General features: G+C 70.1%; 23 protein-coding genes. 13 read left to right on the forward strand and 10 right to left on the reverse strand.

The genetic code is table 11. From position 1 onward, the window contains the following. Positions 1-1,518: HAMP domain-containing protein (locus tag B0W88_RS09790; protein WP_158080832.1), on the reverse strand; the 1,518-nt coding region annotated here is incomplete at its 3' end. A 118-nt stretch (positions 1,519-1,636) separates the two neighbouring features. Here B0W88_RS09790 and B0W88_RS33530 point away from each other — a divergent pair. After that, positions 1,637-2,002 (forward strand): response regulator, encoded by a 366-nt coding sequence (locus tag B0W88_RS33530; protein WP_077034480.1) that lies wholly within the window; start codon positions 1,637-1,639, stop codon positions 2,000-2,002. A gap of 174 nt (positions 2,003-2,176) precedes the next feature. Continuing rightward, on the forward strand, positions 2,177-3,247 hold the full coding sequence (locus B0W88_RS09800; protein WP_077034481.1) for a flavodoxin family protein: 1,071 nt from the start codon (positions 2,177-2,179) through the stop codon (positions 3,245-3,247). 5 nt (positions 3,248-3,252) lie between these two features. Here the strand turns inward: B0W88_RS09800 and B0W88_RS09805 are convergent, their stop codons facing one another. From B0W88_RS09805 to B0W88_RS09815, 4 genes are all read right to left on the reverse strand, one after another. Further along, positions 3,253-3,603 (reverse strand): hypothetical protein, encoded by a 351-nt coding sequence (locus B0W88_RS09805; RefSeq protein WP_077034482.1) that lies wholly within the window; start codon positions 3,601-3,603, stop codon positions 3,253-3,255. Positions 3,604-3,667: 64 nt separating this feature from the next. Beyond that, positions 3,668-7,102, reverse strand: coding sequence for a response regulator (locus tag B0W88_RS09810; RefSeq protein WP_077034483.1), 3,435 nt, complete (start codon positions 7,100-7,102; stop codon positions 3,668-3,670). A gap of 57 nt (positions 7,103-7,159) precedes the next feature. After that, positions 7,160-7,303 carry a hypothetical protein gene (locus B0W88_RS33535; RefSeq protein WP_158080828.1) on the reverse strand — a complete coding sequence of 48 codons (144 nt, stop codon included), beginning with the start codon at positions 7,301-7,303 and terminating at the stop codon, positions 7,160-7,162. Positions 7,304-7,305: 2 nt separating this feature from the next. Then, positions 7,306-7,899: an outer membrane beta-barrel protein gene (locus B0W88_RS09815; protein WP_077034484.1), complete on the reverse strand. Its 594-nt coding sequence runs from the start codon at positions 7,897-7,899 to the stop codon at positions 7,306-7,308. Between the two features lie 201 nt (positions 7,900-8,100). On the opposite strand from B0W88_RS09815, the gene B0W88_RS09820 reads away from it, so the two are divergent. The 3 genes from B0W88_RS09820 to B0W88_RS09830 all read left to right on the forward strand — a co-directional run bounded on the left by B0W88_RS09820 (position 8,101) and on the right by B0W88_RS09830 (position 12,181). After that, positions 8,101-10,215 carry an AsmA family protein gene (locus tag B0W88_RS09820; RefSeq protein ID WP_144006695.1) on the forward strand — a complete coding sequence of 705 codons (2,115 nt, stop codon included), beginning with the start codon at positions 8,101-8,103 and terminating at the stop codon, positions 10,213-10,215. A 113-nt stretch (positions 10,216-10,328) separates the two neighbouring features. Further along, positions 10,329-10,751, forward strand: a complete 423-nt coding sequence (locus B0W88_RS09825; RefSeq protein WP_077034506.1) for a response regulator transcription factor — start codon at positions 10,329-10,331, stop codon at positions 10,749-10,751. Further along, positions 10,748-12,181: a CHASE3 domain-containing protein gene (locus B0W88_RS09830; RefSeq protein ID WP_077034486.1), complete on the forward strand. Its 1,434-nt coding sequence runs from the start codon at positions 10,748-10,750 to the stop codon at positions 12,179-12,181. Before B0W88_RS09825 ends, B0W88_RS09830 begins: the two co-directional genes overlap by 4 nt. A gap of 92 nt (positions 12,182-12,273) precedes the next feature. Here B0W88_RS09830 and B0W88_RS09835 read toward each other — a convergent pair whose 3' ends face one another. Beyond that, a complete protein-coding gene (locus B0W88_RS09835; protein ID WP_083748686.1) occupies positions 12,274-13,461 on the reverse strand; it encodes a hybrid sensor histidine kinase/response regulator in 1,188 nt (395 codons plus the stop codon). After that, on the reverse strand, positions 13,446-14,384 hold the full coding sequence (locus tag B0W88_RS09840; protein ID WP_083748687.1) for a protein-glutamate O-methyltransferase CheR: 939 nt from the start codon (positions 14,382-14,384) through the stop codon (positions 13,446-13,448). Before B0W88_RS09840 ends, B0W88_RS09835 begins: the two co-directional genes overlap by 16 nt. A gap of 167 nt (positions 14,385-14,551) precedes the next feature. Here B0W88_RS09840 and B0W88_RS33540 point away from each other — a divergent pair, with 167 nt between their 5' ends. From B0W88_RS33540 to B0W88_RS09855, 3 genes are all read left to right on the forward strand, one after another. Next, positions 14,552-14,710, forward strand: coding sequence for a hypothetical protein (locus B0W88_RS33540; RefSeq protein ID WP_158080829.1), 159 nt, complete (start codon positions 14,552-14,554; stop codon positions 14,708-14,710). Continuing rightward, entirely contained in the window at positions 14,701-15,699 is a 999-nt protein-coding gene (locus tag B0W88_RS09850) for a DNA topoisomerase IB (RefSeq protein ID WP_369973869.1), read from the forward strand. Before B0W88_RS33540 ends, B0W88_RS09850 begins: the two co-directional genes overlap by 10 nt. Positions 15,700-15,789: 90 nt before the next feature. Next, positions 15,790-16,689 carry a hypothetical protein gene (locus tag B0W88_RS09855; RefSeq protein WP_077034489.1) on the forward strand — a complete coding sequence of 300 codons (900 nt, stop codon included), beginning with the start codon at positions 15,790-15,792 and terminating at the stop codon, positions 16,687-16,689. A 130-nt stretch (positions 16,690-16,819) separates the two neighbouring features. Here B0W88_RS09855 and B0W88_RS09860 read toward each other — a convergent pair whose 3' ends face one another. Further along, on the reverse strand, positions 16,820-17,542 hold the full coding sequence (locus tag B0W88_RS09860) for a pirin family protein (protein WP_077034490.1): 723 nt from the start codon (positions 17,540-17,542) through the stop codon (positions 16,820-16,822). A 98-nt stretch (positions 17,543-17,640) separates the two neighbouring features. Between B0W88_RS09860 and B0W88_RS09865 the strand changes: the two genes are divergently transcribed. After that, on the forward strand, positions 17,641-18,621 hold the full coding sequence (locus tag B0W88_RS09865) for a LysR substrate-binding domain-containing protein (RefSeq protein WP_077034491.1): 981 nt from the start codon (positions 17,641-17,643) through the stop codon (positions 18,619-18,621). 64 nt (positions 18,622-18,685) lie between these two features. On the opposite strand, the gene efp is transcribed toward B0W88_RS09865, so the two are convergent. Both efp and earP read right to left on the reverse strand, forming a co-directional pair. Continuing rightward, complete coding sequence (gene efp / locus B0W88_RS09870) at positions 18,686-19,240, reverse strand: elongation factor P (RefSeq protein ID WP_077034492.1); 555 nt, start codon at positions 19,238-19,240, stop codon at positions 18,686-18,688. A gap of 78 nt (positions 19,241-19,318) precedes the next feature. Further along, positions 19,319-20,314 (reverse strand): elongation factor P maturation arginine rhamnosyltransferase EarP, encoded by a 996-nt coding sequence (earP, locus tag B0W88_RS09875; RefSeq protein WP_077034493.1) that lies wholly within the window; start codon positions 20,312-20,314, stop codon positions 19,319-19,321. Positions 20,315-20,355: 41 nt separating this feature from the next. Between earP and uvrC the strand changes: the two genes are divergently transcribed. From uvrC to B0W88_RS09895, 4 genes are all read left to right on the forward strand, one after another. Continuing rightward, positions 20,356-22,284: an excinuclease ABC subunit UvrC gene (uvrC, locus tag B0W88_RS09880; protein WP_077034494.1), complete on the forward strand. Its 1,929-nt coding sequence runs from the start codon at positions 20,356-20,358 to the stop codon at positions 22,282-22,284. Between the two features lie 121 nt (positions 22,285-22,405). Further along, positions 22,406-22,825 (forward strand): hypothetical protein, encoded by a 420-nt coding sequence (locus B0W88_RS33550; protein ID WP_158080831.1) that lies wholly within the window; start codon positions 22,406-22,408, stop codon positions 22,823-22,825. A 13-nt stretch (positions 22,826-22,838) separates the two neighbouring features. Continuing rightward, positions 22,839-23,408: a CDP-diacylglycerol--glycerol-3-phosphate 3-phosphatidyltransferase gene (gene pgsA / locus B0W88_RS09890; RefSeq protein WP_077034495.1), complete on the forward strand. Its 570-nt coding sequence runs from the start codon at positions 22,839-22,841 to the stop codon at positions 23,406-23,408. 37 nt (positions 23,409-23,445) lie between these two features. Continuing rightward, positions 23,446-24,279: a DMT family transporter gene (locus tag B0W88_RS09895; RefSeq protein ID WP_077034510.1), complete on the forward strand. Its 834-nt coding sequence runs from the start codon at positions 23,446-23,448 to the stop codon at positions 24,277-24,279. Positions 24,280-24,366: the final 87 nt, after the last annotated feature.

Genomic DNA, 24,366 nt, shown 5'->3' on the forward strand with positions numbered 1-24,366 from the left:
GATCTCGCCCTTCACGTCCACGGTGATCTTCTTCGAGAGGTCGCCCGCCGCCACCGCCTTCGTCACGTCCGCGATGTTCCGCACCTGCGATGTGAGGTTCGACGCCATCGAGTTGACCGAGTCGGTCAGGTCCTTCCACGTACCCGCGACGCCCTGCACGTCGGCCTGGCCGCCGAGCTTGCCTTCGGTACCCACCTCGCGGGCGACACGCGTCACTTCCGCGGCGAACGATCGCAGCTGGTCCACCATCGTGTTGATCGTGTTCTTCAGCTCGAGGATCTCGCCCTTGACGTCCACGGTGATCTTCTTGGAGAGGTCGCCGGCCGCCACGGCCGTCGTCACTTCCGCGATGTTGCGCACCTGCGATGTGAGGTTGCCGGCCATGAAGTTGACCGACTCGGTGAGGTCCTTCCAGGTGCCGGCCACGCCCTGCACGTCGGCCTGGCCGCCCAGCTTGCCTTCGGTGCCCACCTCGCGGGCCACGCGAGTCACCTCCGCAGCAAACGACCGCAGCTGGTCCACCATCGTGTTGACGGTGTTCTTCAGCTCGAGGATCTCGCCCTTCACGTCCACGGTGATCTTCTTGGACAGGTCGCCCGCGGCCACCGCCTTGGTCACGTCCGCGATGTTGCGCACCTGCGATGTGAGGTTGCCCGCCATCGAGTTGACCGAATCGGTCAGGTCCTTCCAGGTGCCCGACACGCCTTCCACCCGCGCCTGGCCGCCCAGAGCCCCTTCGGTGCCGACTTCACGCGCCACCCGCGTCACTTCCGACGCGAACGAACGCAGCTGGTCCACCATCGTGTTGATCGTGTTCTTCAGCGTCAGGAACTCGCCCTTGACGTCCACGTCGATCTTCTTGGACAGGTCGCCCTGCGCCACCGCGGTGGTCACGTCGGCGATGTTGCGCACCTGGTCGGTCAGGTTGCCGGCCATCGAGTTGACCGAGTCGGTCAGGTCCTTCCAGGTGCCGGCCACGCCCTTCACCTTGGCCTGGCCGCCCAGCTTGCCCTCGGTGCCCACCTCGCGGGCCACGCGGGTCACTTCCGCGGAGAAGTTGCCGAGCTGCTCCACCATCTTGTTGATGGTCTTGGCGGTGCGCAGGAACTCGCCCTCCAGCGGCCGGTTCTCCACCTCCAGCGCCATCGACTTGGTCAGGTCACCCTGGGCCACCGCGCCGATCACGCGAGCCACCTCGGAGGTCGGGTGCACCAGGTCGTCGATCAGCGAGTTGATGCACTCGATGCTCTGGCCCCAGAAGCCGCGTGATTCGCTCAGGGACGCCCGCTGCTTCAGCAGGCCCTCCTTGCCCACCACCTGGCGCAGCCGGGCCAGCTCGGCGGCCATCTGCGCGTTCTGCTCGACCACCTCGTTGAACACGTCCGCCACCTTGCCGGCCACGCCGGTCCAGTGCACCGGCATGCGCACGCTGGCGTCGCCGCGGCGCAAGCCGCTCAGGGCCGTCAGCAGGGTGTTGAGCTGCTCGGCAGGCGAAACCGCCGCCACGACGTCGTCCATGACTTTCATGCTGTTCCCTCTGACTGATCTAGCAAGTAACGCGTTATGTAAACTGACCTCGCCTTGCAGCCGCCGCCCTTTGGCGGCACATTGGCGGGATGACCACAAGGAATGGCGAATGGATGAGGTGAGGGTCGTCGTCGTGGACGACGTGGCCGACATGGCCGAGACGCTGGCCATGTCGCTGGAGCTGGACGGCTACGCGGTGCGCACCGCCACCAGTGGCGCGCAGGCGCTGGAACTGATCGAGGGCTGGCGGCCGCATTGCGTGCTGCTGGACATCGACATGCCCGGCATGGGCGGCTGCGAGCTGTCGGACCGCCTGCGCGAGCTCTACGGCGACGAGGTGGTGCTGATCGCCGTGACCGGCTGGGGCGATGCCGGCGACCGCGTGTCCGACACCTTCTCCCGTTTCGACCACTACATCCGCAAGCCCTTCGAGCCTTCGCTGCTGCGCAAGGTGCTGCCTCCAGTCACTGCCTGACTTTGCACTCACGGTCTCACCCGAGCTGTAAGCGCCGTTACAGGCGCGAGCCCGCAGGGTAGCGCGGCTTGGGGTGCCTACAGGGGCGCCGCCGTGCGGACGCGCCCTTGTCTGACAGGGCTGTGGCATCTTGTCCTACAAGGTCTGTTACACCGCCGCGACGACGCTGGCGGCATGCCAGACGACATCCGCACGGGCCAGGCCCCCGCACCCTTGAAGCGCCGCGAGTTCGGCGAGCGCTTCCGCCAGCGCTACCAGGATCCGGCCTTCGCTGCCGAGGCCGAGGCCATCGGCCGGCTCGAGGAGATTGCCTGGCAGGCCTACGTCGAGGGCCGCAAGGCGCCACTCACCCGCCCGATCGGCAAGGGCGCGGCCGATCCGGCCTACGAGGCCTCGGTCGAGTGGCTGGACACCCGACGCCGGCTCGCCAGGGCCCAGCGTGTGCAGGCCGACCCGAAGGGCAAGCCGCGCGTGCTGATCATCTGCGGCAGCGCGCGCAACGACGGCAGCTGCCCCGGCGAGATCTCCAAGACCTGGCGGCTCGCCCGCAGCGCGGCAGCGGTCGTGCGCGGGCTGGGCGCCACCGCCGACCTGCTGGACCTGAGCCTGCTCACTTCCGACTACGGGCGCGCCATCCACCCCTGCAAGGGCTGCGTGGCCACCGCGATGCCGCTGTGCCACTGGCCCTGCAGCTGCTATCCCAACCATGCACTGGGCCAGACCGGCGACTGGATGGCCGATATCTACGAACGCTGGGTCGCCGCGCACGGCGTGATCGTGCTGGCCCCGACCTACTGGTACCAGTCGCCCAGTCCGCTGAAGCTGATGATCGACAGGCTGGTCTGCGCGGACGGCGGCAACCCCGACGTCAGCAGCACCCACGGCAAGAAGGCCGCCGAGGCCAAGGCGATCGAACAGGCGGGCTGGGACTATCCCAAGCACCTGGCCGGCCGCATCTACGGCCTGCTGGTGCACGGCGACGTGGCCGGCATCGAGGGCCAGCGCCGGGCGCTGTCGGACTGGCTGGACTGGATGGGCCTGATCGCCGCGCCGGGGCCTTCCACGCTGGACCGCTACATCGGCTACTGGGAACCGTACTGGAGCAGCCACCGCGGGCTCGATGCCGACGCGGCGGTACAGGAAGAGGCACGCGACGTGGCACGCGCCGTCATGGCCGCGGTGGGCCGGATGCGGGCCGGGGAACTGGCCCGGCCGGCCCTTCCGCCCGCGCCGCGGCTGAAGTAGCGCGATCAGCCGGCGATCAGCCGGCCCTGCAGCGTCGGGTGCTGCTCGCGCCAGCGCTGCATCGCCATCGGGTCCTCGCTGTTCAGCGCGGCCAGCATGCCGTTGGCCTTGGCAGCCTCCAGGTCCTGGCGCACCTCGCGGCGGGTCAGCGCCGGCGTGGTGATCTCCTGCGGGGCGACGGTGGCGCTGCGGTCCTCGCCGTCCACCCGGGCCAGCTCGCCCGAGGCGCGCATCTCGCGCAGCTCGGCCTTCACCTCGCCGCGGCTGCGGCTGCCGTCTGCCGCCGGGTCATGCGCGTGGGCGCCCAGCGCGAGGCACAGGCCGCTCAGCACGATGATCGTCTTGCTCTTGTTCATGATGGAACTCCTTGATGGAAGAAGGTCCACCGTGTGCGGCAAGGCCGATGCCCGTGACCCGCCGTTACGTCTGCCGCTGCATCCAGACGCGCATCAATGAAAGCAGCTTGTTGACGTCCAGCGGCTTGGCGATGTAGTCGTTGGCGCCGGCGGCCAGGCAGCGGTCGTGGTCGTCCTTCATCGCCTTGGCGGTCAGCGCGATGATCGGCAGGCGCTGGAACTGCGGCTGCCTGCGGATCTCCTGCGTGGCGGTGATGCCGTCCATCTCCGGCATCATCACGTCCATCAGCACCATGTCGACCGGCCCGCGGGCCAGCGCTTCCAGCGCCTCCCGGCCGTTGCGGGCGATCTCGATCTTCATGCCCTTGGGCTCCAGCGCGGCCGAGAGCGCGAAGATGTTGCGCACGTCGTCCTCGACGATCAGCACCCGTCGCCCTTCCAGCAGCGCCTCGCGCTCGCGCGCCGCCTTCAGCATGCGCTGGCGCTCCGGCGGCAGGCGCGACTCCACCTGGTGCAGGAACAGCGTGACCTCGTCCAGCAGCCGTTCCGGCGAGCGCGCGCCCTTGATGATGATGCTCTTGGAGTAGCGCCGCAGCGCGTCCTCCTCGGCGCGCGACAGCGCCCGGCCGGTGTAGACGATCACCGGCGGGAAGGCCAGTTCCTCGCGCTGCGACATGCGGTCCAGCAGCTCGGAGCCGCTGACGCCGGGCAGGTGCAGGTCCATCACCATGCAGTCGAAGGTGCCGGCCTGGAGCTGGGCCAGCGCCTCCTCGGCGGTGGCGACGCCGACGATCTCGACCCCGTCCGCCGCCAGCAGCTGCTCGATGCTGTCGCGCTGGCGTGCATCGTCCTCGACCACCAGCACCCGGCGCAGGCCCTGGGTCACCTTGGCCTCGAGCCGGCGCAGCGCCTGCTGCAGCTCCTCGCGCCTGACCGGCTTCAGCGCATAGCCGATCGCGCCCATCTCCAGGGCCTCCTGGGCATAGTCGCTGACCGACATCACATGGACCGGGATATGGCGCAGCGCGGGCGTGCGCTTGAGCTGCTCCAGCACCGCGAAGCCGGACATGTCGGGCAGCTTCATGTCCAGCACGATGGCACTGGGCTGGAAGCGGGCTGCGGCGCGCAGCCCGTCGGCGGCGCGGTCGGCCAGCACCACCGGGAAGCCCATCTCGCGCACCACGTCGCGCAGCACGCCGGCGAAATGCGGGTCGTCCTCGATGACGAGGATGGTGCGGGGGTCGTGCCGGAGCGCCAGCGCCGCGCTGTCGTCGTCCAGCACCGGCGGCTCGGCGGCCTCGGACGGCGGCAGTTCGGGCTCGGCGATGAAATCCGGCTGCTGCGCGCGCGGCAGGTTCAGCGTGAACACGCTGCCGTGGCCGACGCGGCTCCTCAGCGCGATGTCCCCGCCCAGCAGCCGGGCCAGCGTCCGCGAGATCGACAAACCCAGCCCGGTGCCGCCGTACTTGCGGTGGGTGCTGCCGTCGGCCTGGCGGAAGGCCTCGAAGATCATGTCGCGCTGCTCGTCGGGCACGCCGATGCCGGTGTCATGGACGGCGAAGTCCAGCCGCTCCCGGCCGGGCTCGCCGCTGGCGCCGATCTTCAGGGTGACATGGCCGGCCTCGGTGAACTTGAGCGCGTTGGAGACCAGGTTCTTCAGGATCTGGCCGAGGCGGGCCTCGTCGGTCTCGATGTCCGGCGGCAGCCCCGGCGCGCGCTCGACGCGGAACTCCAGCCCGCGCTGGCGCGCCTGCGGCGCGAAGGTGGTCTCCAGCGAGTGGACGATGCGCTGCAGCGGCACATCCTCGAAGCTCACCTCCAGCTTGCCGGCCTCGATCTTGGAGATGTCCAGGATGTCGTTGATCAGCACCAGCAGGTCGTTGCCGGCGGCCGAGATGGTCTGGGCGAAGCGCACCTGCTCGTCGCTGAGGTTGCCGTTCTTGTTGTCGGCCAGCAGCTTGGCCAGGATCAGCGTGGAGTTCAGCGGCGTGCGCAGCTCGTGGCTCATATTGGCCAGGAACTCGCTCTTGTACTGGCTGGTGCGTTCCAGCGTCTGGGCCTTCTCGGTCAGCTGCGCCTGGGCTTCGGTCAGGTCGGCGCGCTGCAGTTCCAGCTGGGCCGCCTGTTCCTCCAGCTGCACGTTCGTCTGCTCCAGCTCGGCATGCTGGGCCTCCAGCCGCAGCTGTGAGTCGCGCAGCGCGCGGCTCTGCTCCTCGAGCTCCGAGTTGTTGGCCTGCAGTTCCTCCTGCTGGACCTGCAGTTCCTCGGACTGGCGTTGCGTCTCCAGCAGCAGTTCCTGCAGCCGCGTGCGGTCCATGGACGCGCGCAGCGCCATCGCCAGCGATTCGGATACGCGGTCCAGCAGCAGCAGGTCGGCCGGCTCGCTGCGCCGGAAGAAGCCCAGCTCCAGCACGCACTGCACCAGCCCGTCCACGCTGATCGGCAGCACCAGCAGTTCGCCCGCCGGGCTGCGGCCGGTGCCGGCGCTGATCGGCCAGAAGCCCTCGGGCACCTCGCCCACATGGATGGCCCGCCCGTCGCGGATCGCCTGGCCCAGCAGGCCGGCGGCTGCGGGCGAGAGTGTTGAACGCGGATTCAGCGCCTCGTCCGGCAGCGCGTAGCCGCCGATGCGCTGGAAGCTGCCGTCCTGCTGCGCCAGATAGAGTGCGCCGACCTGCGCGCCGACCCGGCGGGCCAGGAAGACCAGCGCCTTGTCCGCCAGGCTGTCCAGGTCGCGGTCGCCCTGCAGCTCCTCGTTGAGGCCGGCATGGCCCGCGCGCAGCCAGGCCTCCTGCTCGCGGGCGCGGTAGTTGCGCGAGGTCATCACCGCGGCGATGCTGACCAGCACCAGCAGCAGGGCCGAGCCGCCCAGCGTGACCACCAGCGAGGCGACGGCGGTGCGGTCCCAGGCGACGCGGCGCTCGGCGCCCAGGCCGCGCTCCTCGCGCTCCATGTCGGCCAGCACGCTGCGCATGCGCTCCATCACCACGCGGCCGCGGTCGGTGCGCACCAGCGTCAGCGCGTCCTCGCTCTTGCCGGCGCGCTTGAGCGCGATGCTTTCTTCGAGCTCGGCCAGCTTGTCGCGCACCAGCTGCTGCAACTGGTCGACACGGGTCTGTTGCCGCGGGTTGTCGGCGGTCAGTTCGCGCAGCATGCGCACCGAGCCGCCGATGGCGCCCTTGGCAGCCGTGAAGGGCAGCAGGTAGCTCTCGTTGCCGGTCAGCAGGTAGCCGCGCTGGCCGGTCTCGGCGTCCTTCAGGATCGAGGCGGTCGTCTGCAGCTGCTCGATCACCTCCAGCGTGTGGGACATCTGGTCCGCGGCGGCGGTGCGGTCCTGCAGCGTGCTCAGCGAGAAGCTGCCCACCGCGATGATGGCCAGCACCGCCAGGCCGAAGCTCAGCAGCGAACCCAGGGGGAGGAAACCGGCCAGGCCCCGGCGCGGGCCCGGCTGGTCGGCGAGAAGAAAACGGCTTTCGTGCTGCGGATCCTGTCGTCGCATCGTCTCTTTCGGCTCCCGTCGAAGTAGACGATTATGCCGACGGCCCGCCGGCCGTTCTCAGCGCGAGGGCCGGTGATCGCCCTCGAACTTGCCGTCGCGGTCGCTGCGGCGTCCGCCGGGGACGTCCAGCGGGCCGTCCTGTGGCGCCGGCGCGGGCGCCGGGGGCGGCACGGGCTTGTCGGAGTCCTTCTGCGTGCCCATGCTCAGAAGCGCTTGACGAAGCCCAGGCTGGTGGCGGCCACGCCCTCGCGGCCGGTGCCCGGGAAGCGGAAGTCGTGGTGCTCCCACTCCAGCACGACGGCGGACGTCGGGCTCAGCGCATAGTCCACGCCGGCGCCGTAGGCCCCGCCCCAGCCGCTCTCGCGGCCGGTCGCGATACCCGAGGCGGACTGCGCATCGACACGGGTGCGGCCATAGGTGGCGCCGCCCTTGGCGAAGGCGCCGAAGCGGCTTTCGCCCAGCGGCACGTGGCCCACCAGGCTCATGTTGATGCCCTCGGCCTTGCTATGGCCGCCGCCGCGCTCGGCCTTGCCCATGTTCAGGTAGCCCAGTTCGGCGCCGAAGTGCTGGTTGAACATGGCCCCGCCGTACAGCTTGAACGAGGCGTTGGGGTTGTCGCAGTTGAAGCCGGCGTTGCCGCAGTCGGTCTTGAACGAGGGCTTGCCGACGTTCAGCCCCATGTAGCCGCTGCCCGCGGTGAAGGGTTCGGCCTGGGCCGCGAGGGCGGCGGCGCCGAGGGCGATGAAAGCAAGGCAGGGGCGCCATCGTGCGGACGTGAGTCGGGGTGCTTGGTTCATGTCGATTTCCTTTGCGAGTGCATTCGAATGAAAAGGAGTCCCGCCTTTGGGGCGGGTGCGCACCAGAGGGCGGCAAGCCCTGTGCCCACGGCAGGTAAACGACCATGAACGTGACTGTTTGTGAACGCCGTAGGACGCGCCCGACAGGCACGGGGGCCCTGGGCCGATGGCATCGGCGCGCCGCAGCGGCGACCATGACGCATGTCCACCGTCCCACCCTCAGTCGCCACGCACCGCCCCAGCCACAAGTGGCGCTGGATCGGTGGGGGTCTCGGGCTGGTCGTGCTGATCGTCGGCGCGCTGGCGATCTGCGAATGGCGAGGCTGGCCGATGCTGCGCCGCCCCGCCGAGGACTGGACCAGCCAGCGGCTGAACCGCCAGGTGAGCTTCGCCGGCGGCGGCGCGCGCTGGCGGCTGCACCTGCTGGGCGGGGTGAAGCTGCAGCTCGACCAGATGGAGGTCGGCGCGCCGGAATGGAGCACGCTGGGCTCCACGCTGGTGGCGCAGGATGTGACGCTGAAGCTGCACTACGCCGACCTGTTCGCCTTCCGCCGCGGCCAGCCGCTGCGCATCAAGTCGCTGGAGGCGGCCAATGTGGCGCTGCGCATCCAGCGCCTGGCCGATGGCCGCGCGAGCTGGCAGTTCGGCCCGCCGGACGCCGCGCCCTCGCACGGTTTCGACGGCGTGCGCTTCGAGCAGTTCAGCGTCGGCAAGGGCTCGGCCATCGTCGACGACCGCGTGTCCGCGCTGTCGATGGTGGGCGACTTCGAGATGCAGGACGGCTTCGACCTGCGGGACGCCAAGCTGGTCGCCCATGCCGAAGGCCGCTACCGCGCCGCGCCGCTGCGCGCCAGCCTGCAGAGCGGCTCCGCCCTGCCCTGGCTGTCGTCAGACCCGAAGGCGCCCGCGGTGCCGGTGGTGTTCAAGGTGGAGCTGGGCCAGGCGGGGCTGGACTTCCGCGGCACGGTACGAGACCTGCTCGCCACCCAGGGCCTCGACGGCGACTACGCGCTGCGCGGCCCCTCGCTGGCCGCGGCGGGCCAGCCGCTGGGCGTCACCCTGCCCACCACGCCGCCGTTCACGATGCGGGGCCACCTCTTGCGCAGCGGCCCGCGCTGGACCACGCAGGTGCACCAGGCCACCGTCGGCCGCAGCGTGCTCAAGGGCGAGTTCGTGTTCGACCGCAGCCAGGCCGTGCCGATGCTCAGCGGCCAGTTGCAGAGCCCGATCCTGTGGCTGGCCGACCTGGGGCCGGCCATCGGCACGCGCAGCACCGTCATCGGCCCGGCGCCCAAGGCCGGCCTGGGCCTGAAGAAGGTGGTGGCGATGGCGCCGCCGCCGGGCCAGCCCACCGCGGCGCGCACCGCCGGCCCCGGCCGGGTGCTGCCTGACCGGCCCTTCGACCTGCCCTCGCTGCGCGCGATGAACGCAGACGTGCGCATGGACATCACGCGGCTGGAGTCCGGCGTCGAGCGGCTCGAATCGATCGCGCCGCTGCGCACCCGGCTGATCCTGCAGGACGGCGTGCTGACGCTGCAGGACATCGACGCCCGGCTGGCCCAGGGCCGCATCACCGGCCGCATCAAGGTGGACGGCACCCAGCCCAGCGCGAAATGGGACACCCGGCTGAGCCTGCGCGGGCTGAAGCTGGAGCAGTGGCTCAGCGCCGCCCCGGTGACCGGCCGGCTCGCCGCCGAGCTGGACCTGCAGGGCCGCGGCCGCTCCACCGCCGAGATGCTGGCCTCCGCCAGCGGCCGTGCCCAGCTGTTCTGGAACCGCGGCACCGTCTCGCACAAGCTGATCGAGGAGAGCGGCATCGACGTGGCCCAGACCCTGGGCCTGATGATCAAGGGCGACGACGCGCTGCCGGTGGACTGCGCGGCGGCCGACCTGCGCGCCAGCGAGGGCATGGTGCGGCCGGCCTTCATGCTGGTGGACACCAAGGACTCGGCGCTGCGGGTGGACGGCGGCGTCTCGCTGGCCACCGAACGGCTGGGCCTCACGCTGCACGTGGCGCCCAAGGACATCAGCCCGCTGGCGCTGCGCACGCCCATCCAGATCAACGGCACCTTCGGCAAGCCCGACATCTCGCTGCAGAAGGGCCCGCTGGTGCGCCGCCTGGTGCCCGCCGCGGCGCTGGCGGCGATCAACCCGCTGGCGGCCCTGCTGCCGCTGATCGACACCGGCGACAAGCAGGCCCGCGCCGATGCCGAGCAATGCCAGGTGGCGCTGCGCGGGCTGGATCTGGCGCGGCAGGCCGAAGCGCAACCCGACCCGAAGACCGACCCCAAGACCGCCGCTGTAGGACAGCGCTGACAAGGACCCAAGTGCTTGACGTACAAGACTCATCGGCGCGCCCTGGCGACAATGGGGCGACATCTCGGCCAGGCCCCCACCAGGGCGACCGTATGATGGCCGCGACCTCGTCCATGAACCCCTCCGTCGATCCCCTGAGCGCCGCGCGACCCACCTTGAGCTGCTTCCTCGTCGAGGACAGCCCGGTCATCCGCGAGAACCTGATCGCCACCTTCGAGGAAATGCTGGGCATGCGCGTGGTCGGCTGCGCCGAGGACGAGCAGGCCGCGCTGCGCTGGCTGCAGGGCCCGGACAGCAGCTGCGACCTGATGATCATCGACATCTTCCTGAAGACGGGCACCGGGCTGGAGGTGCTGTCGCATGCCAAGGCGCTGCGGCCCGGGATGAAGCTGGTGGTGCTCAGCAACTACGCCACCACCGAGATGCGCCGGCGCTGCCTGCTGCTCGGGGCGGACCGGGTGTTCGACAAGTCCGCCGAACTGGAGGAACTGCTCGCCTATTGCGAGAGCGTGCCGGAAAATCCCAGCCACCAATGAAGTTCGCCGGCCTGACCTTCCTGAAGCTGCAGCGCAGCGCCTTCGCGCTCCCGCTGGCCATCCTGGTGGCCGGGCTGATGCTGGCCATCAGCGAGTCGGCCTACTACGGCGCCGACTCCCAGCTCTCGACCCTGGTCGAGATGAACAAGGCCAAGATGAAGCTGATCGAGGTGGTCGGCCGCGTGACCGACGCCGAGGCCGGCCAGCGCGGCTACCTGCTGACCGGCCGGCCCGAGTACCTGGAGCCCTACCGCTTCGCCTCGGTGGACACGCTGGAGGGCCTGGAGACGCTGCGCGTGCTCTACGCCAAGCTCAAGCACAAGGAATCGGAAGCGCTGCGCGAGAAGATCGCCAACTCCGCCCAGACCAAGCTCAGCGAGCTCAAGGAAGAACTGCGCCTGTACGACGAGGGCAAGGTGGACGCCGCCCAGGAGCTGCTGATGACCGACATCGGCCGCAACCACATGGAGGCGATCCGCAGCAACGCCGAGGCGCTGCTGGCCCACGAGAACCAGCTGATCGCCGCCGCCACCGGCAATGTGTTCGACACGCTGCTGCTGAACCGCGTCGGCGTGGCGGCGATGACGGCGGTCAGCCTGCTGGTGGTCACCATGTTCCTGCGCCAGGGCCGCCAGCTGGACCGCCAGCGCGAACTGCAGCAGGAGCTGCTGCAGGCCGAGCGCGAGCGGCTGGAGCGCGAGGTGCTGCGCCGCACCGCCGAGCTGACCGAGCTCGCCCAGCATTTGCAGACCGCCCGCGAGGACGAGCGCGCCCGCCTGGCCCGCGATCTCCACGACGAGCTCGGCGCGCTGCTCACGGCCGCCAAGCTCGACGTGGCCCGCGTGCGCCCCAAGCTGCAGCAGGCCCTGCCCGAGGTGCTGCCCCGCATCACCCACCTGGTCGAGACGCTGAACGCCGGCATCGCGCTGAAGCGCCGCATCATCGAGGACCTTCGCCCGTCCACGCTGGACCAGCTGGGCCTGGTGCCGGCGCTGGAGATCCTGTGCCGCGACGTGGCCAAGCAGATGAACCTGAGCGTGGTCGTCGAGCTGGCGCCGGTGAGCCTGGCCGCCAGCGGGCAGCTCAGCGTGTTCCGCCTGGTGCAGGAATCGCTGACCAACGTGGCCAAGTACGCGCAGGCCAGCGAGGTGCGGGTGTTGCTGAAGGAGGAGGCCGACGGCGGCGTGCTGGTGCGCGTCAGCGACAACGGCCGCGGCTTCGACGCCAGCCAGGTCGGCCGCGCCAAGCACGGCCTGCTGGGCATGCGCTTCCGGGTGGAGGCCGAGCAGGGTGAGCTCAGCGTGAGTTCGAGCCCGGGCCAGGGCACCACCGTCGAGGCTCGCCTGCCCAGCCATCTCTCGCAGGGAGAGGCGGAGCCGGACCTTCCCCCCGGGCAAGCCCCCGCGGCGCCACACACCGCCTCGGCGTAGCCCTGAGCACGCGCATTCCGGCCCGAGCCGGCCCAGGTGCGTCGGGTGGCGGGTCGATCCCGCCATCCGGTGCGTCCCCTTTGGGCGAGGGTCTATATATCCGACCAGCCGCGCGGCAGCATCAGCTCGAAGCGGGTGCCGTGGCCCTGGCGGGAGCTGCCGATCAATGAGCCGCCGTGCGCCCGGGCGATGTCCTGCGGGCCCTGCAGGCCGGAGCCGACCTGGGTGGCGGTCATGCCCTCCACCGTCTTGCCGGCGCCGAACAGGTAGCGCGCCGCAGCGTCGCTGAGCACCAGGTCGAAGCACAGGCTCAGGCGGATCGCGCGGCGCGCGGTGCCGTCCAGGTAAACAGTTATCTGAGCGTCACCGGCATGGGTGGCCGCCTGCAGCAGCAGGTGGTCGATCGCGTCGGCCACCAGCCGGGCGTCGAAGTCGGCCATCGGGTCGCCCTCGCTCTCGAAGGTGCAGGGCACCCACAGCAGCGCCTGGTTGACGCCCACCTGCAGCCGCTGCTCCACCAGCCGCGCCAGGTCGCCGCGCGCCAGCACCGGCTTCAGCTCGCCGTCGGGCATGCGGCCGAGGTTGACGAGGTGGTCCACCTGCCGGCCGAGCACCGTGGTGGCGGCCTTCATGCGGGCGCCGGCCTTCTGCAGCGTCGGCAGCTCGCTGCGGCGGATCATCATCTCGGCATTGAGCATCAGCACCGTCAGCGGCTCGCGGATGTCGTGCGACAGCGCGGCCAGCATCAGCGCGTTGGTGCGGGCCAGGCGCTCGAGCTCGGCCACCTTGGTGGCCAGCAGCTGGCGCTGGCGGTGCAGGTCGACGAAGACCTTGATCTTGCCGTCCAGCACCTGCGGGTCCACCGGCTTGTAGAGGAAGTCCACCGCGCCGGCCTCGTAGCCGCGGAACATGCGCTGCGCCTCGCGGGCGCCGGCGGTCAGGAAGATGATCGGCACATGGCGCGTGCGTTCGCTGCCACGCATCAGCTCGGCCAGCGTGTAGCCGTCCATCACCGGCATCTGCACGTCCAGCAGGGCCAGCACGATGTCGTCGTGCACCAGCAGCAACTCCAGCGCTGCATGGCCGGACTCGGCCACCAGCACGGTCAGGTCCTCGTCGGCCAGCGCGGCCTGCATGGCCAGCAGGCTCTGGGGGTTGTCGTCCACCACCAGGATGTTCAGCGGCGCTCGCGGCGGCGCGGGGGGCGTGGTGACCGGTTCGGCGGCCGGAGCCGGAGCAAGAACCGGAGCATCGAGCGTCGGCATCAGCGTGTGTTCCATGGCGGCGTGGTCCTGCGAGTGGTAGGCGTGATGTCGTGCGGCGCGGCGTCGGGTAGGCGCCGGTAGAGCTTGACATCGGCTTGGACATGGATGGGCTCGAAGGCCCGGGCGTGGGCCCCGAACTGCAGGGTCTCCCGGCTGCCCAGCCCCAGGAAGCCGCCGCGCACCAGCGAGTCCCGGAACAGGCCGATGCTGCGGTCCTGCAGCGCCGGGGTGAAGTAGATCAGCACGTTGCGGCAGGAGACCAGGTGCAACTCGGAGAACACCGCGTCGGTGGCCAGGCTGTGGTCGGCGAACATGATCTGGCGGCGCAGGCCGCGGTCGAAGGCGATCGCGTCGTAGGCGCAGGTGTAGTAGTCCGACAGCGAGCCGGTGCCGCCCGAGGCCAGGTAGTTGCGGCTGAACTGCGCGGCGCGATCGCGCGGGAACACGCCAGCCTCGGCACGCTGCAGCGCCTGCGGGTTGATGTCGGTGGCGTAGAGGATGGTGCGGTCCAGCAGGCCGGCTTCCTTGAGCAGGATGGCCATGGACCAGACTTCCTCGCCGTGGCTGCAGCCGGCCACCCAGACCTTCAGCGAAGGCCAGGTGGACAGCTGCGGCATCACCTCCTCGCGCAGCACGCGGAAGTAGGCCGGGTCGCGGAACATCTCGCTGACCTGCACGGTGAGGTACTGCAGCAGCCGCGCGAACACGGCCGGCTCGCGCAGCAGCGCATGCTGCAGCTCGCTGAGGTGCTCGTAGCCCATCTGGTCGCGGGCCTGGGCCATGCGCCGGCGCAGCAGGCCCGGCGCGTAGGCGCGGAAGTCGTGCTGGTAGCGCAGGTAGATGGCCTCCATCAACAGGCGGATCTCCAGCTCGCCGATCGTTTCGTCGGCGCCGGCAAGCTCGGCATCGTCGGCGGGCAGGACGGAGGCAGGATTCATCAGCGCAGCCATGGCTGTATCAAGGTGGAACGCGAGCCGATTCTGCCAAGGGAAACCGGCGCAAGGTGTAGGCTGGCGCCTACAAATGGGCGCGGCGCATGCCGCTGTATGCGCGCAGCGCGCGCATCGAAGATCCACTCCACCAAACACCCACCGACGAGGCCGCCATGACACTGACCGCGCTGATCGCCATGCTGCTGGTGAGCCTCGTCGCGCTGCCGCTCGGTGCGCTGGCCGCCCTGATGTGGAACGCCATCCCGTCCACGGGCATCGGCGACGTCTACCCCGACGAGCGCCTGCTCAGCGCCATCGGCGCGTGGCGCTGATCCACGTCAGCGACGAGATGCCCGGCATCCGCCGGGTGCGCCGCGGCCGCGGCTTCGCCTACCGCGCGAGCCAGGGCCAGTGGCTGAGGGACGAGAACGAGATCGCCCGCATCCGCAGCCTGGCGATCCCGCCGGCCTATTCCGACGTCTGGATCTGCCCGCTGCCCAACGGCCACCTGCAGGCCACCGGCCGCGACGCCCGCGGCCGCAAGCAGTACCGCTACCACCCGCAGTGGCTTGCCGACCAGGGCCAGGCCAAGTTCGACCGGCTGAAGGCCTTCGGCCGCGCGCTGCCGCGCATCCGCGCCCGGGTGGCGCGCGACCTGCGCAGCGAGCTTCCGCAGGCCCGCGTGCTGGCCGCGCTGGTGCGCCTGCTGGATACGACGCTGGCCCGCATCGGCAACGACGAGTACGCCCGCGGCAACGGCTCCTTCGGCCTGACCACGCTGCGCAACCCGCATGCGCGGGTCCGCGGCGCCCGGCTGCGCCTGAGCTTCCGCGGCAAGAGCGGCGTGATGCACGACATCACCGTCGAGGACCCGCGCCTGGCCCGCATCGTGCGGCACTGCCAGGAGCTGCCCGGACAGGAGCTGTTCCAGTACGTGGACGAAGCCGGCGAGCTGCACCGCGTGGGCTCCGCCGACGTCAACGACTACCTGGCCGCGGCCGCCGGCGAGCGCTTCACCGCCAAGGACTTCCGCACCTGGCACGGCAGCGCGCTCGCGCTGCAGCTGGCCCTGCAGTCGCCGCTGCCCTTCGCCATGAAGCCGGCGCTGGCGGCGGTGTCCGAGCGGCTGCGCAACACGCCGGCCGTGTGCCGCAGCGCCTACATCCATCCTCGCGTGCTGACGCTGTGGCAGGCGCTGGCCGCGGCGGCCACGCCGGAGGACGCCGGGCGGCTGCGCGCGAGCGCATCGGCGGGCCGTACCGCGACCCGGCTGCCGGCCGGCGAGCGGCAGCTGCTGTGCTTCCTGCGCCGTCCGGCCTGATCCTACGCAGCGTCGCGCCGCCTTCCCACAACCCGCCCGGCGGTGTCTCCGCAAGATCGAGCCATCGATCATGTTCCCGGAGACACGCCCATGAACTTCACCACGCCCGAACGCCTCCAGCAGCCGCTGCCCGTGCTCGACACGGAAGCCGCTGCCGTCTCTTCCGTCCATCCGCTGCACGAGCACGCGCTGTGCTGGCGCGCCGTGCTGGCCGGCGCGGCCGGCGCGGCGGCGCTGTCGCTGATCCTGCTGGTGCTGGGCATGGGCCTGGGCCTGTCGGCGGTGTCGCCCTGGTCGCAGGCCGGCATCGCGGCCACGACCTTCGGCCTCTCGACGATCCTGTGGGTCACGCTGACGCAGGTGGCGGCCTCGGGGCTGGGCGGCTATCTCGCCGGCCGGCTGCGCGGCGGCTGGCAGCGCGCCAGCACCGACGAGACCCACTTCCGCGATACCACCCACGGCTTCCTGGCCTGGGCGGTGGCGACGCTGGCCACCGCGGCGGCGCTGACCGGCGCGATCGGCGGGGTGCTGGGCAGCGGCGCCCAGGCCACGGCGCTCGGCGCCGGCGCGGCGGTCAATTCCACCAGCCGCTACTTCGAGTCCTCGCTGTTCCGCCCGGCGCCGAACCTGCCGGCCACCGCCGACCCGGTGCCGGCGGCAACGGTGAGCGAGATGGCCGACATCTTCGCCAACGCCGGCCGCTCGCCGACGCTGCCGCCGTCCGACCAGACCTACGTCGCCCAGCTGGTGGCGCGCCATGACGGCATCTCCCAGCAGGCCGCAGAGAAGCGCGTGGCCGACGTCTACGCCGCCGCGCAGCTGAAGCTGCAGCGCGCGCAGGAGGCTGCGGACCAGGCGCGCAAGGCCGGCGCCCATGCGGCACTGTGGCTGTTCGTCTCGCTGCTGGCCGGGGCCTTCGTGGCCAGCCTGATGGCGGTGTTCGGCGGCCGCCAGCGCGACGCGGATGCCGTGCTGGTCGTCGCCGCCTGATCTCCCCGTCCGATCACTACACCGTCAAGGAGACCCCACCATGCGCTCACTGCTTCTCTGGCTGCTCGGCGTGCCCATCCCGATCATCATCCTGATCGCGCTGTTCACGCACTGAGCCGCTCTCCCGACTTCAGGGCGCCAGGTCGAACACCAGGACCTCGGCGCCCTCGCCCGCTTCCAGCTTCATCGCGGACTCGCCCTTGAGCTGCACCGCATCGCCGCCGGCCAGGCGCTGGCCATTGACCGTCAACGCGCCCTTGACCAGGTGCACATAGGCCAGGCGACCGGGCTGCAGCGCCAGCTCTGCGGACTCGCCGCCGTCGAACAGGCCGGCATACAGCCGTGCGTTCGCGTGGATCGTCACCGAATCGTCGGCGCCGTCCGGCGAGGCCACCAGGCGCAGCCTGCCGCGCTTGTCTGCCGCGGCGAAATGCTTCTGCTCGTAGCCCGGCGCGATGCCGCGCTGGTCCGGCATGATCCAGATCTGCAGGAAGTGCGTGGGCGCGGTCTTCGAGTGGTTGAACTCGCTGTGCATCACGCCGGTGCCGGCGCTCATGCGCTGCACGTCGCCCGGGCGGATCACGCCCGCATGGGCGCCACCCGCGGTGCCGTTGCCCATGCTGTCCTTGTGGGCCAATTCACCGTCCAGGACATAACTGATGATCTCCATGTCACGGTGGCCGTGCGTGCCGAAGCCGGTGCCCGCGGCGATGCGGTCCTCGTTGATCACGCGCAGCGCGCCGAAGCCCATGCGGCGCGGATCGTGGTAGTCCGCGAACGAGAAGCTGTGGAAGGACTTCAGCCAGCCATGGTCGGCGAAGCCGCGGTCCGAGGATTTGATGAGTTCTTGCATGGCGTTCACTCCTTGTTGTCGATGGAATGAATGTAGGTTCGGCGTCCTCGGCGACCAGTCAGCCGCGGCTGAAGAGATCGTTCAAATAAGATGAAGCCATGCAGCCCAACAGCAATGACAAGCGCCGTGTCCTGACCCCCGAGGCGCTGGCGATGATGGACACGATCGCCCGCACCGGCAGCTTCGCCGCGGCGGCCCGCGAGATGGGCAAGGTGCCCTCGGCGCTGACCTACTCGGTGCGGCAGCTGGAGGAGGCGCTGGACGTGCTGCTGTTCGACCGCCGCTCGCGCCAGGCCGAACTGACCGCGGCCGGACAGGAACTGCTGGTCGAGGGCCGCCGACTGCTGCACGAGATCGATGCGGTGGCCAACCGCGTGCGCCGCATCGCCACCGGCTGGGAGAGCGAGCTGACCATCTGCGTGGACGATGCGATCGCCCGCCGCGCGGTGTTCGACCTGATGGAAGCCTTCTACCAGCAGCCGACCGGCGTCGAGGGCCTGTCCGGCGGGCCGCCGACGCGGCTGAAGCTGCGGGTGGAGGTGCTCTCCGGCACCTGGGAGGCCCTGACCACCGGCCATGCGGACCTGGCCATCGGCGTCTCCACCCAGCCGCCGGGCAGTTCGGTGCACTGCGAGCTGCTGGGCGACATGGAATTCGTGTTCTGCGTGGCGCCGCACCATCCGCTGGCCACGCAGCCGCAGCCGCTCGCCGCCGCGCTGCTCGCCGGCTACCGGATCATCACCGTCGCCGATACCGCGCGCAGCCTGGCGCCGGTGACGATGGGCGTGGTGCCCGGGCAGGACGTGCTGACGATGCCGTCGATGGCGGCCAAGCTGGAAGCACTGATGCGCGGACTGGGCTGCGGCTCGCTGCCCGCGTCGATGGTGCGCCGCCATGTCGACGCCGGCCGCCTGGTGCAGCTGCAGACCTTCCAGGGCGCGCGCATCTTCCCGAGCAACTACGCCTGGCGCAACACCGGCCAGCCGCCGGGCCGCGCGCTGGCCTGGTGGCTGCAGCAGCTGCAGAGCCCGGCCACGCGGCGCTCGCTGCTCGAGCAGCACGAGGGCCTGCTGCTCTGAGCGCAAGGAATGCAAAAGGGCAGCCGAAGCTGCCCTTTTTGCTCAGTGCGATCCGATCAGGGGATCAGACGCGCTTGCGGTACTCATGCGTACGCGTGTCGATTTCGATCTTGTCGCCGTTCTCGACGAAGGCCGGGACCGAGATCTCGAAGCCGGTGCCGACCAGGCGGGCGGGCTTCATGACCTTGCCCGAGGTGTCGCCCTTGGCGGCCGGCTCGGTCTCGATCTCGCGGACCACGCTGGTGGGCACTTCCACCGAGATGGCCTTGCCGTCGTAGAAGACGACTTCCACGGGCATGTTGTCTTCCAGGTAGGAGATCGCGTCGCCCATGTTCTCGGCCTCGACCTCGAACTGGTTGTACTCGGCGTCCATGAACACATACATCGGATCGGCGAAGTACGTGTAGGTGCACTCCTTCTTGTCCAGGATGATCTGTTCCATCTTGTCGTCGGCCTTGAAGACGGTTTCCGTGCCCGAACCGTTCAGCAGGTTCTTCATCTTCATGCGCACGGTGGCGGCGCCGCGGCCGCCGCGGCTGTATTCGGTCTTCAGCACGACCATCGGGTCCTTGCCCTGCATGATCACGTTGCCGGCGCGGATTTCTTGAGCGATCTTCATGAGAGTTCCTGGGTGGCTTGTCTAGTACGGCGTAACTGAGGCGCGCCCATCCCAGGCGCGGCAGCAAAGCCCGGCATTCTAGCTTGAAAAGGCCATCAACTGGCTGCAGAGGTCGGCTTGGAGTGCCAACTCGTCACGCCAACGCTGGGCATCGGCGGCCCAGGCGGCGGCATCGGGCATCGCGGCGGGCCAGCTGCCGAGGCCGTTCCAGGCTCGATTGAGCGCGCGGGCGTCGGCCGCAAGGCCGGCCCGCTCCATCCAGGCTTCCAGCTTCGGTCCGTGGGCGCCGTCGTCCTGCGGGTAGATGTGCCAGACCAGCGGCCGGCCGGCCCAGTGCGCGCGCACGAAGGAGTCCTCCCCGCGGACGAAATTGAGATCGCAGGACCAGAGCAGGCGGTCGTAGTCGTCCTGGCTCAGGAAGGGCAGCGGCTGCACGCGCAGCGCGCCTTGGGCTTCGATGCGCGACTGCAGCGGCCCGGGGCAGGCCAGCAGCAGCGTCGGCTCGCGCGACAGCAATTCCAGCAAGGCCGGGAGCCCCTCGTTGGCATAGGCGAACAGGCTCACGACACGCTCGCCCGGCCGGCGGTCAATGCCGGGCAGTGCCAGTTGCGAGCCCAGCAGCCCCGGCTCGCGCAGCAGCCCGCCGGTCTTCGGCGTGAAGCCGGGATAGAAGAAGCGCTTGTCGAGGCCCCTCGCCGGCCCGAAGGACTGCGGCGAACGCAGGCCATGGCTGCGCTCGACATAGGACTCCGCGCTGAGGTATTCGAGGTTGATCCAGCGCGGCGGCACGGTGCGCCCGGCCATCAGCGCGAGGAAAGGCTCGGGCAGCTCGCAGCCGAAGGTCTCGACGACCACGTCGCCGCTGAAGCTCGCCGTTAGCGCCGCGTCCCAGGGCAGCACCTCGACACCCGGCGGCGGCCCCTCGGGTGCCATCCAGGCCAGCGCCGAGCCGTCGTCGATGAACAGCCGCACCCGCTCGCCCCGCCCCGCCAGGTCGCGCGCCAGCCGCCAGCAGACGCCCACGTCCCCGTAGTTGTCGATCACCCGGCAGAACAGATCCCAGCTTCGATTCATCGCGAAATTATCGACGGCACTCGACGGCACAATGAGGTGCCATGTCCGAGCAAGAAGTCGTTCCCACCGTCGCCACGCCCGCCGAGCAGCGCGAGCGCCTGCTGGCCGAAGTCGCCGCGCTGCCGCTGCTGCCCGGCGTCTACCGCTATTTCGATGCGCAGGACCAGGTGCTCTACGTCGGCAAGGCGCGCAGCCTGAAGAAGCGCGTCTCCAGCTATTTCCAGAAGGACCACGGCGGCACCCGCATCGGGCTGATGGTCTCGCGCATCGCGCGGATGGAGACCACGGTCGTGCGCACCGAGGCCGAGGCGCTGCTGCTGGAGAACAACCTGATCAAGGCGTTGAACCCGAAGTTCAACATCCTGTTCCGCGACGACAAGAGTTACCCGTACCTGAAGATCAGCGGCCACGAGTACCCGCGCGTCAGCTACTACCGCGGCTCGGTGGACCGGCGCCACCGCTACTTCGGCCCCTTCCCCAACGCCTGGGCGGTGAAGGAATCGATCCAGCTGATCCAGAAGGTGTTCCGCCTGCGCACCTGCGAGGACACCGTCTTCAACAACCGCAGCCGCCCCTGCCTGCTCTACCAGATCCAGCGCTGCTCCGGCCCCTGCGTGCCGGAGGGCCGTACGCCCGAGTACGCGCGCGACGTGCGCAATGCCGAGCGCTTCCTGCTCGGCGAGACGCAGGAGGTGATGGACGGCCTGCAGGCGCAGATGATGGCCCACTCGGAGGCGCTGCAGTTCGAGCTGGCGGCCGAGATGCGCGACCAGATCACCTCGCTGTCGAAGGTGCTGCAGCAGCAGGCGGTGGACGAGAACAGCGCCACCGGGCGGGACCGCGACGTGGACATCCTCGCCGCCCGCGTGCAGGGCGGCCGCGCCTGCGTCAACCTGGCGATGGTGCGCGGCGGCCGCCACCTCGGTGACCGTGCCTACTTCCCCAAGCACGTGGAGGACGCGACGGCGACGCTGCTGCTGGACGACGAGGAAGCCGCCACCCCGCCCTCCCCCGAGCGCCAGGTGCTGGAGGCCTTCATGACCCAGCACTACCTGGACGCGCAGGTGCCCTCGCTGATCGTCGTCAGCGAGGAGGTCGACCCGCTGCTGTCCGAGGCGCTGACCGCCCAGGCCGGCTACAAGGTGACGACCCAGGCGCAGCCGCGCGGCCAGCGCCGCATCTGGCAGGAGATGGCCTGCAAGGGCGCGGACCTGGCGCTGGCGCGGCTGCTGTCCGAGGAAGGCTCGCAGCAGGCCCGCACCCATGCGCTGCTGGAGGCGCTGGACCTGAACGTGGAAGACCCGGCCGCGCTGCGCGTCGAGTGCTTCGACATCAGCCACACGGCGGGTGAGTCCACGCAGGCCTCCTGCGTGGTGTTCGAGAACCACCAGATGCAGAGCAGCCAGTACCGGCGCTACAACATCGAGGGCATCACCGGCGGCGACGACTACGCCGCGATGCGACAGGTGCTGACGCGCCGCTATTCGAAGCTGGCGGAGGCCGCGCAGCTCGGCACCGGCCGCCTGCCCGACATCGTGCTGGTGGACGGCGGCAAGGGCCAGGTCTCGATGGCCCGCGCGGTGTTCGAGGAACTGGGCCTGGACCTGTCGCTGATCATCGGCGTGGAGAAGGGCGAGGGCCGCAAGGTGGGCCTGGAGGAACTGGTGTTCGCCGATGGGCGCGAGAAGGTGTACCTGGGCCGCGAGTCTGCCGCGCTGATGCTGGTGGCGCAGATCCGCGACGAGGCGCACCGCTTCGCGATCACCGGCATGCGCGCGAAACGCGCGGCGGCGCGGACGGGAGGTTCGCGCCTGGAAGACGTGGCCGGCATCGGCCCCAAGAAGAGAGCCCAATTGCTCCAGCGCTTCGGCGGCGTGCGCGGCGTGGCCCAGGCCAGCGTCGACGAGATCGCCAGCATCAAGGGCATCGGGCGTGAACTGGCGGAGGAGATCTATCGTGTCCTGCATTGAATCGAAGACTGGCAAGGCGGCTTCGTACCGTCGAGTTTCATGGTTAGGCCTCGGAGCCGCCGCCCTGCTGGCCGGTTGCGCCAGCGCGCCGCCGGCGCCGCCCGCGCGACCGCATTCGCCGGTGGAGCCCGTGCCGGCCGCGCAGCCTGCCGCGCCGGCCCGGCCGGCCGTCGGCCTGACCGAACCGGACATCCCCAGGCTCGCTCCGCCCAAGCCCTCGCGCACGCTGGAGGAACTGCGCCGCCAGGCCGCGCTGCGCCTGGTCGCGGCCAACCCCGAGCGCACCTACATGACCGAGCCGCCGGCCGTGCTGCTGGCGATCCCGGTGCTGGAGGTGGAGCTCTACGTGGACGGCAGCATTAAGCGCATCAATGTGCTGCGCAAGCCGGGCCAGGCGCCGGAGACGGTGCAGATCGCCATTGACGCGCTTCACCGCGCCGCGCCCTACGGCGACGTGTCGCGGATGCCCGAGCCGCGCAAGTTCAGCGAGACCTTTCTCTTCAACGACGAGAAGCGCTTCAAGCCGCGTACCTTGGACTAGTTAACATGACCGCATGTTCCTGACGCTTCCCACCCTCCTCACCTGGGCCCGCATCGTTGCGATTCCGTTGATCGTCGGCGTCTACCAGTTGGACAGCCTGGAGACGCCCACGCAGAACCTCGTGGCGACGCTGCTCTTCATCGTCGTCGCGCTGACCGACTGGCTGGACGGCTACCTGGCCCGCAAGCTGAACCAGGCCTCGGCCTTCGGCGCCTTCCTCGATCCGGTGGCGGACAAGCTGATGGTCTGCGCCGCGCTGCTGGTGCTGCTGCAACTGCAGCGCGTGGACACGCTGGTGGCGCTGGTCATCGTGGGCCGCGAGATCACGATCTCGGCGCTGCGCGAGTGGATGGCGCAGATCGGCGCCTCGCGCAGCGTCGCGGTGCACATGGTCGGCAAGCTCAAGACGACGGTGCAGATGGTGGCCATTCCCTTCCTGCTGTTCGACGGGCCGCTGTTCGGCATGATCGAGACCCGCCCCTGGGGCACGGCGCTGATCTACATCGCCACGGTGCTGACGATCTGGTCGATGGTTTACTACATGCGCAAGGCGATCCCGGAAATCCGCGCCAAGGCCAAGTGAGCGCGGCGTGAGCCGCCAGGCCTCCTGGCTGGCCGCGATGCCGGCCGTCTTCGTCGCGATCTGGAGCACCGGTTTCGTCGTCGCCCGGCTGGGCATGCCGCATGCGCCGCCGATCGGCTTCCTGGCGATCCGCTTCGCGCTGTCGACCTTGTGCTTCGGCGCCTGGGCGGGCCTCGCCGGCGCCGCCTGGCCGCGCGAGCGCATGCAGTGGCTGCACCTGGCCGTGCTGGGCCTGACGACGCAGGCCGGCTACCTGATCTGCGGCTGGGCCGCCGTCAAGCACGGCATGGGCGCCGGCACGATGGCCTTGATCGCCGGCCTCCAGCCGCTGCTGACCGCGCTGTGGCTGCATACCCGGGGCGAACGCCTGGTATCGCTGCAATGGGCGGGCCTGGCGCTCGGCCTGCTGGGCCTGGTCCTCGTCGTCCACCACAAGCTCGGCGCCGGCGAGATCGATGCGCTGAACTTCGGCCTTGGCATCGCGGCCCTGCTGACGATCACCTTCGGCGGCCTCTACCAGAAGCGCTTCGTCAAGCCGAACGATGCGCGCAGCGCGATGGCCGTGCAGATGCTGGTGGCCACGCTGGCCAGCGCGCCGCTGGCGCTGCTGGAGAGCGAGCCCATCGTCTGGCACCGCGACCTGTTCATCGCGCTGGGCTGGTCGGTGCTCGTGCTGACGCTGGGCGGCAGTTCGCTGCTCTACCTGATGCTGCAGCGCGGCGCCGCCACCCGCGTGACCAGCCTGATGTACCTGGTGCCCGCGGCCGCCGCGCTGCTCGCCTGGGCGCTGTTCGGCGACCCGGTCGGCGGCGTGTTCTGGCTGGGCATGGCGATGAGTGCGCTGGGGGTCTACTGGGTCGTGCGGCGCTAGGTTCGAGGCTCGCACGAAGCTCGCACCGACCGCCCCGGAACGGCACGCGGCGGCCCCTCGCAGGGCCTTTTGTATCGGGACTTTTCC

The sequence above is a fragment of the Pelomonas sp. KK5 genome (genome assembly GCF_001984095.1).
GTDB lineage: Bacteria > Pseudomonadota > Gammaproteobacteria > Burkholderiales > Burkholderiaceae_C > KK5.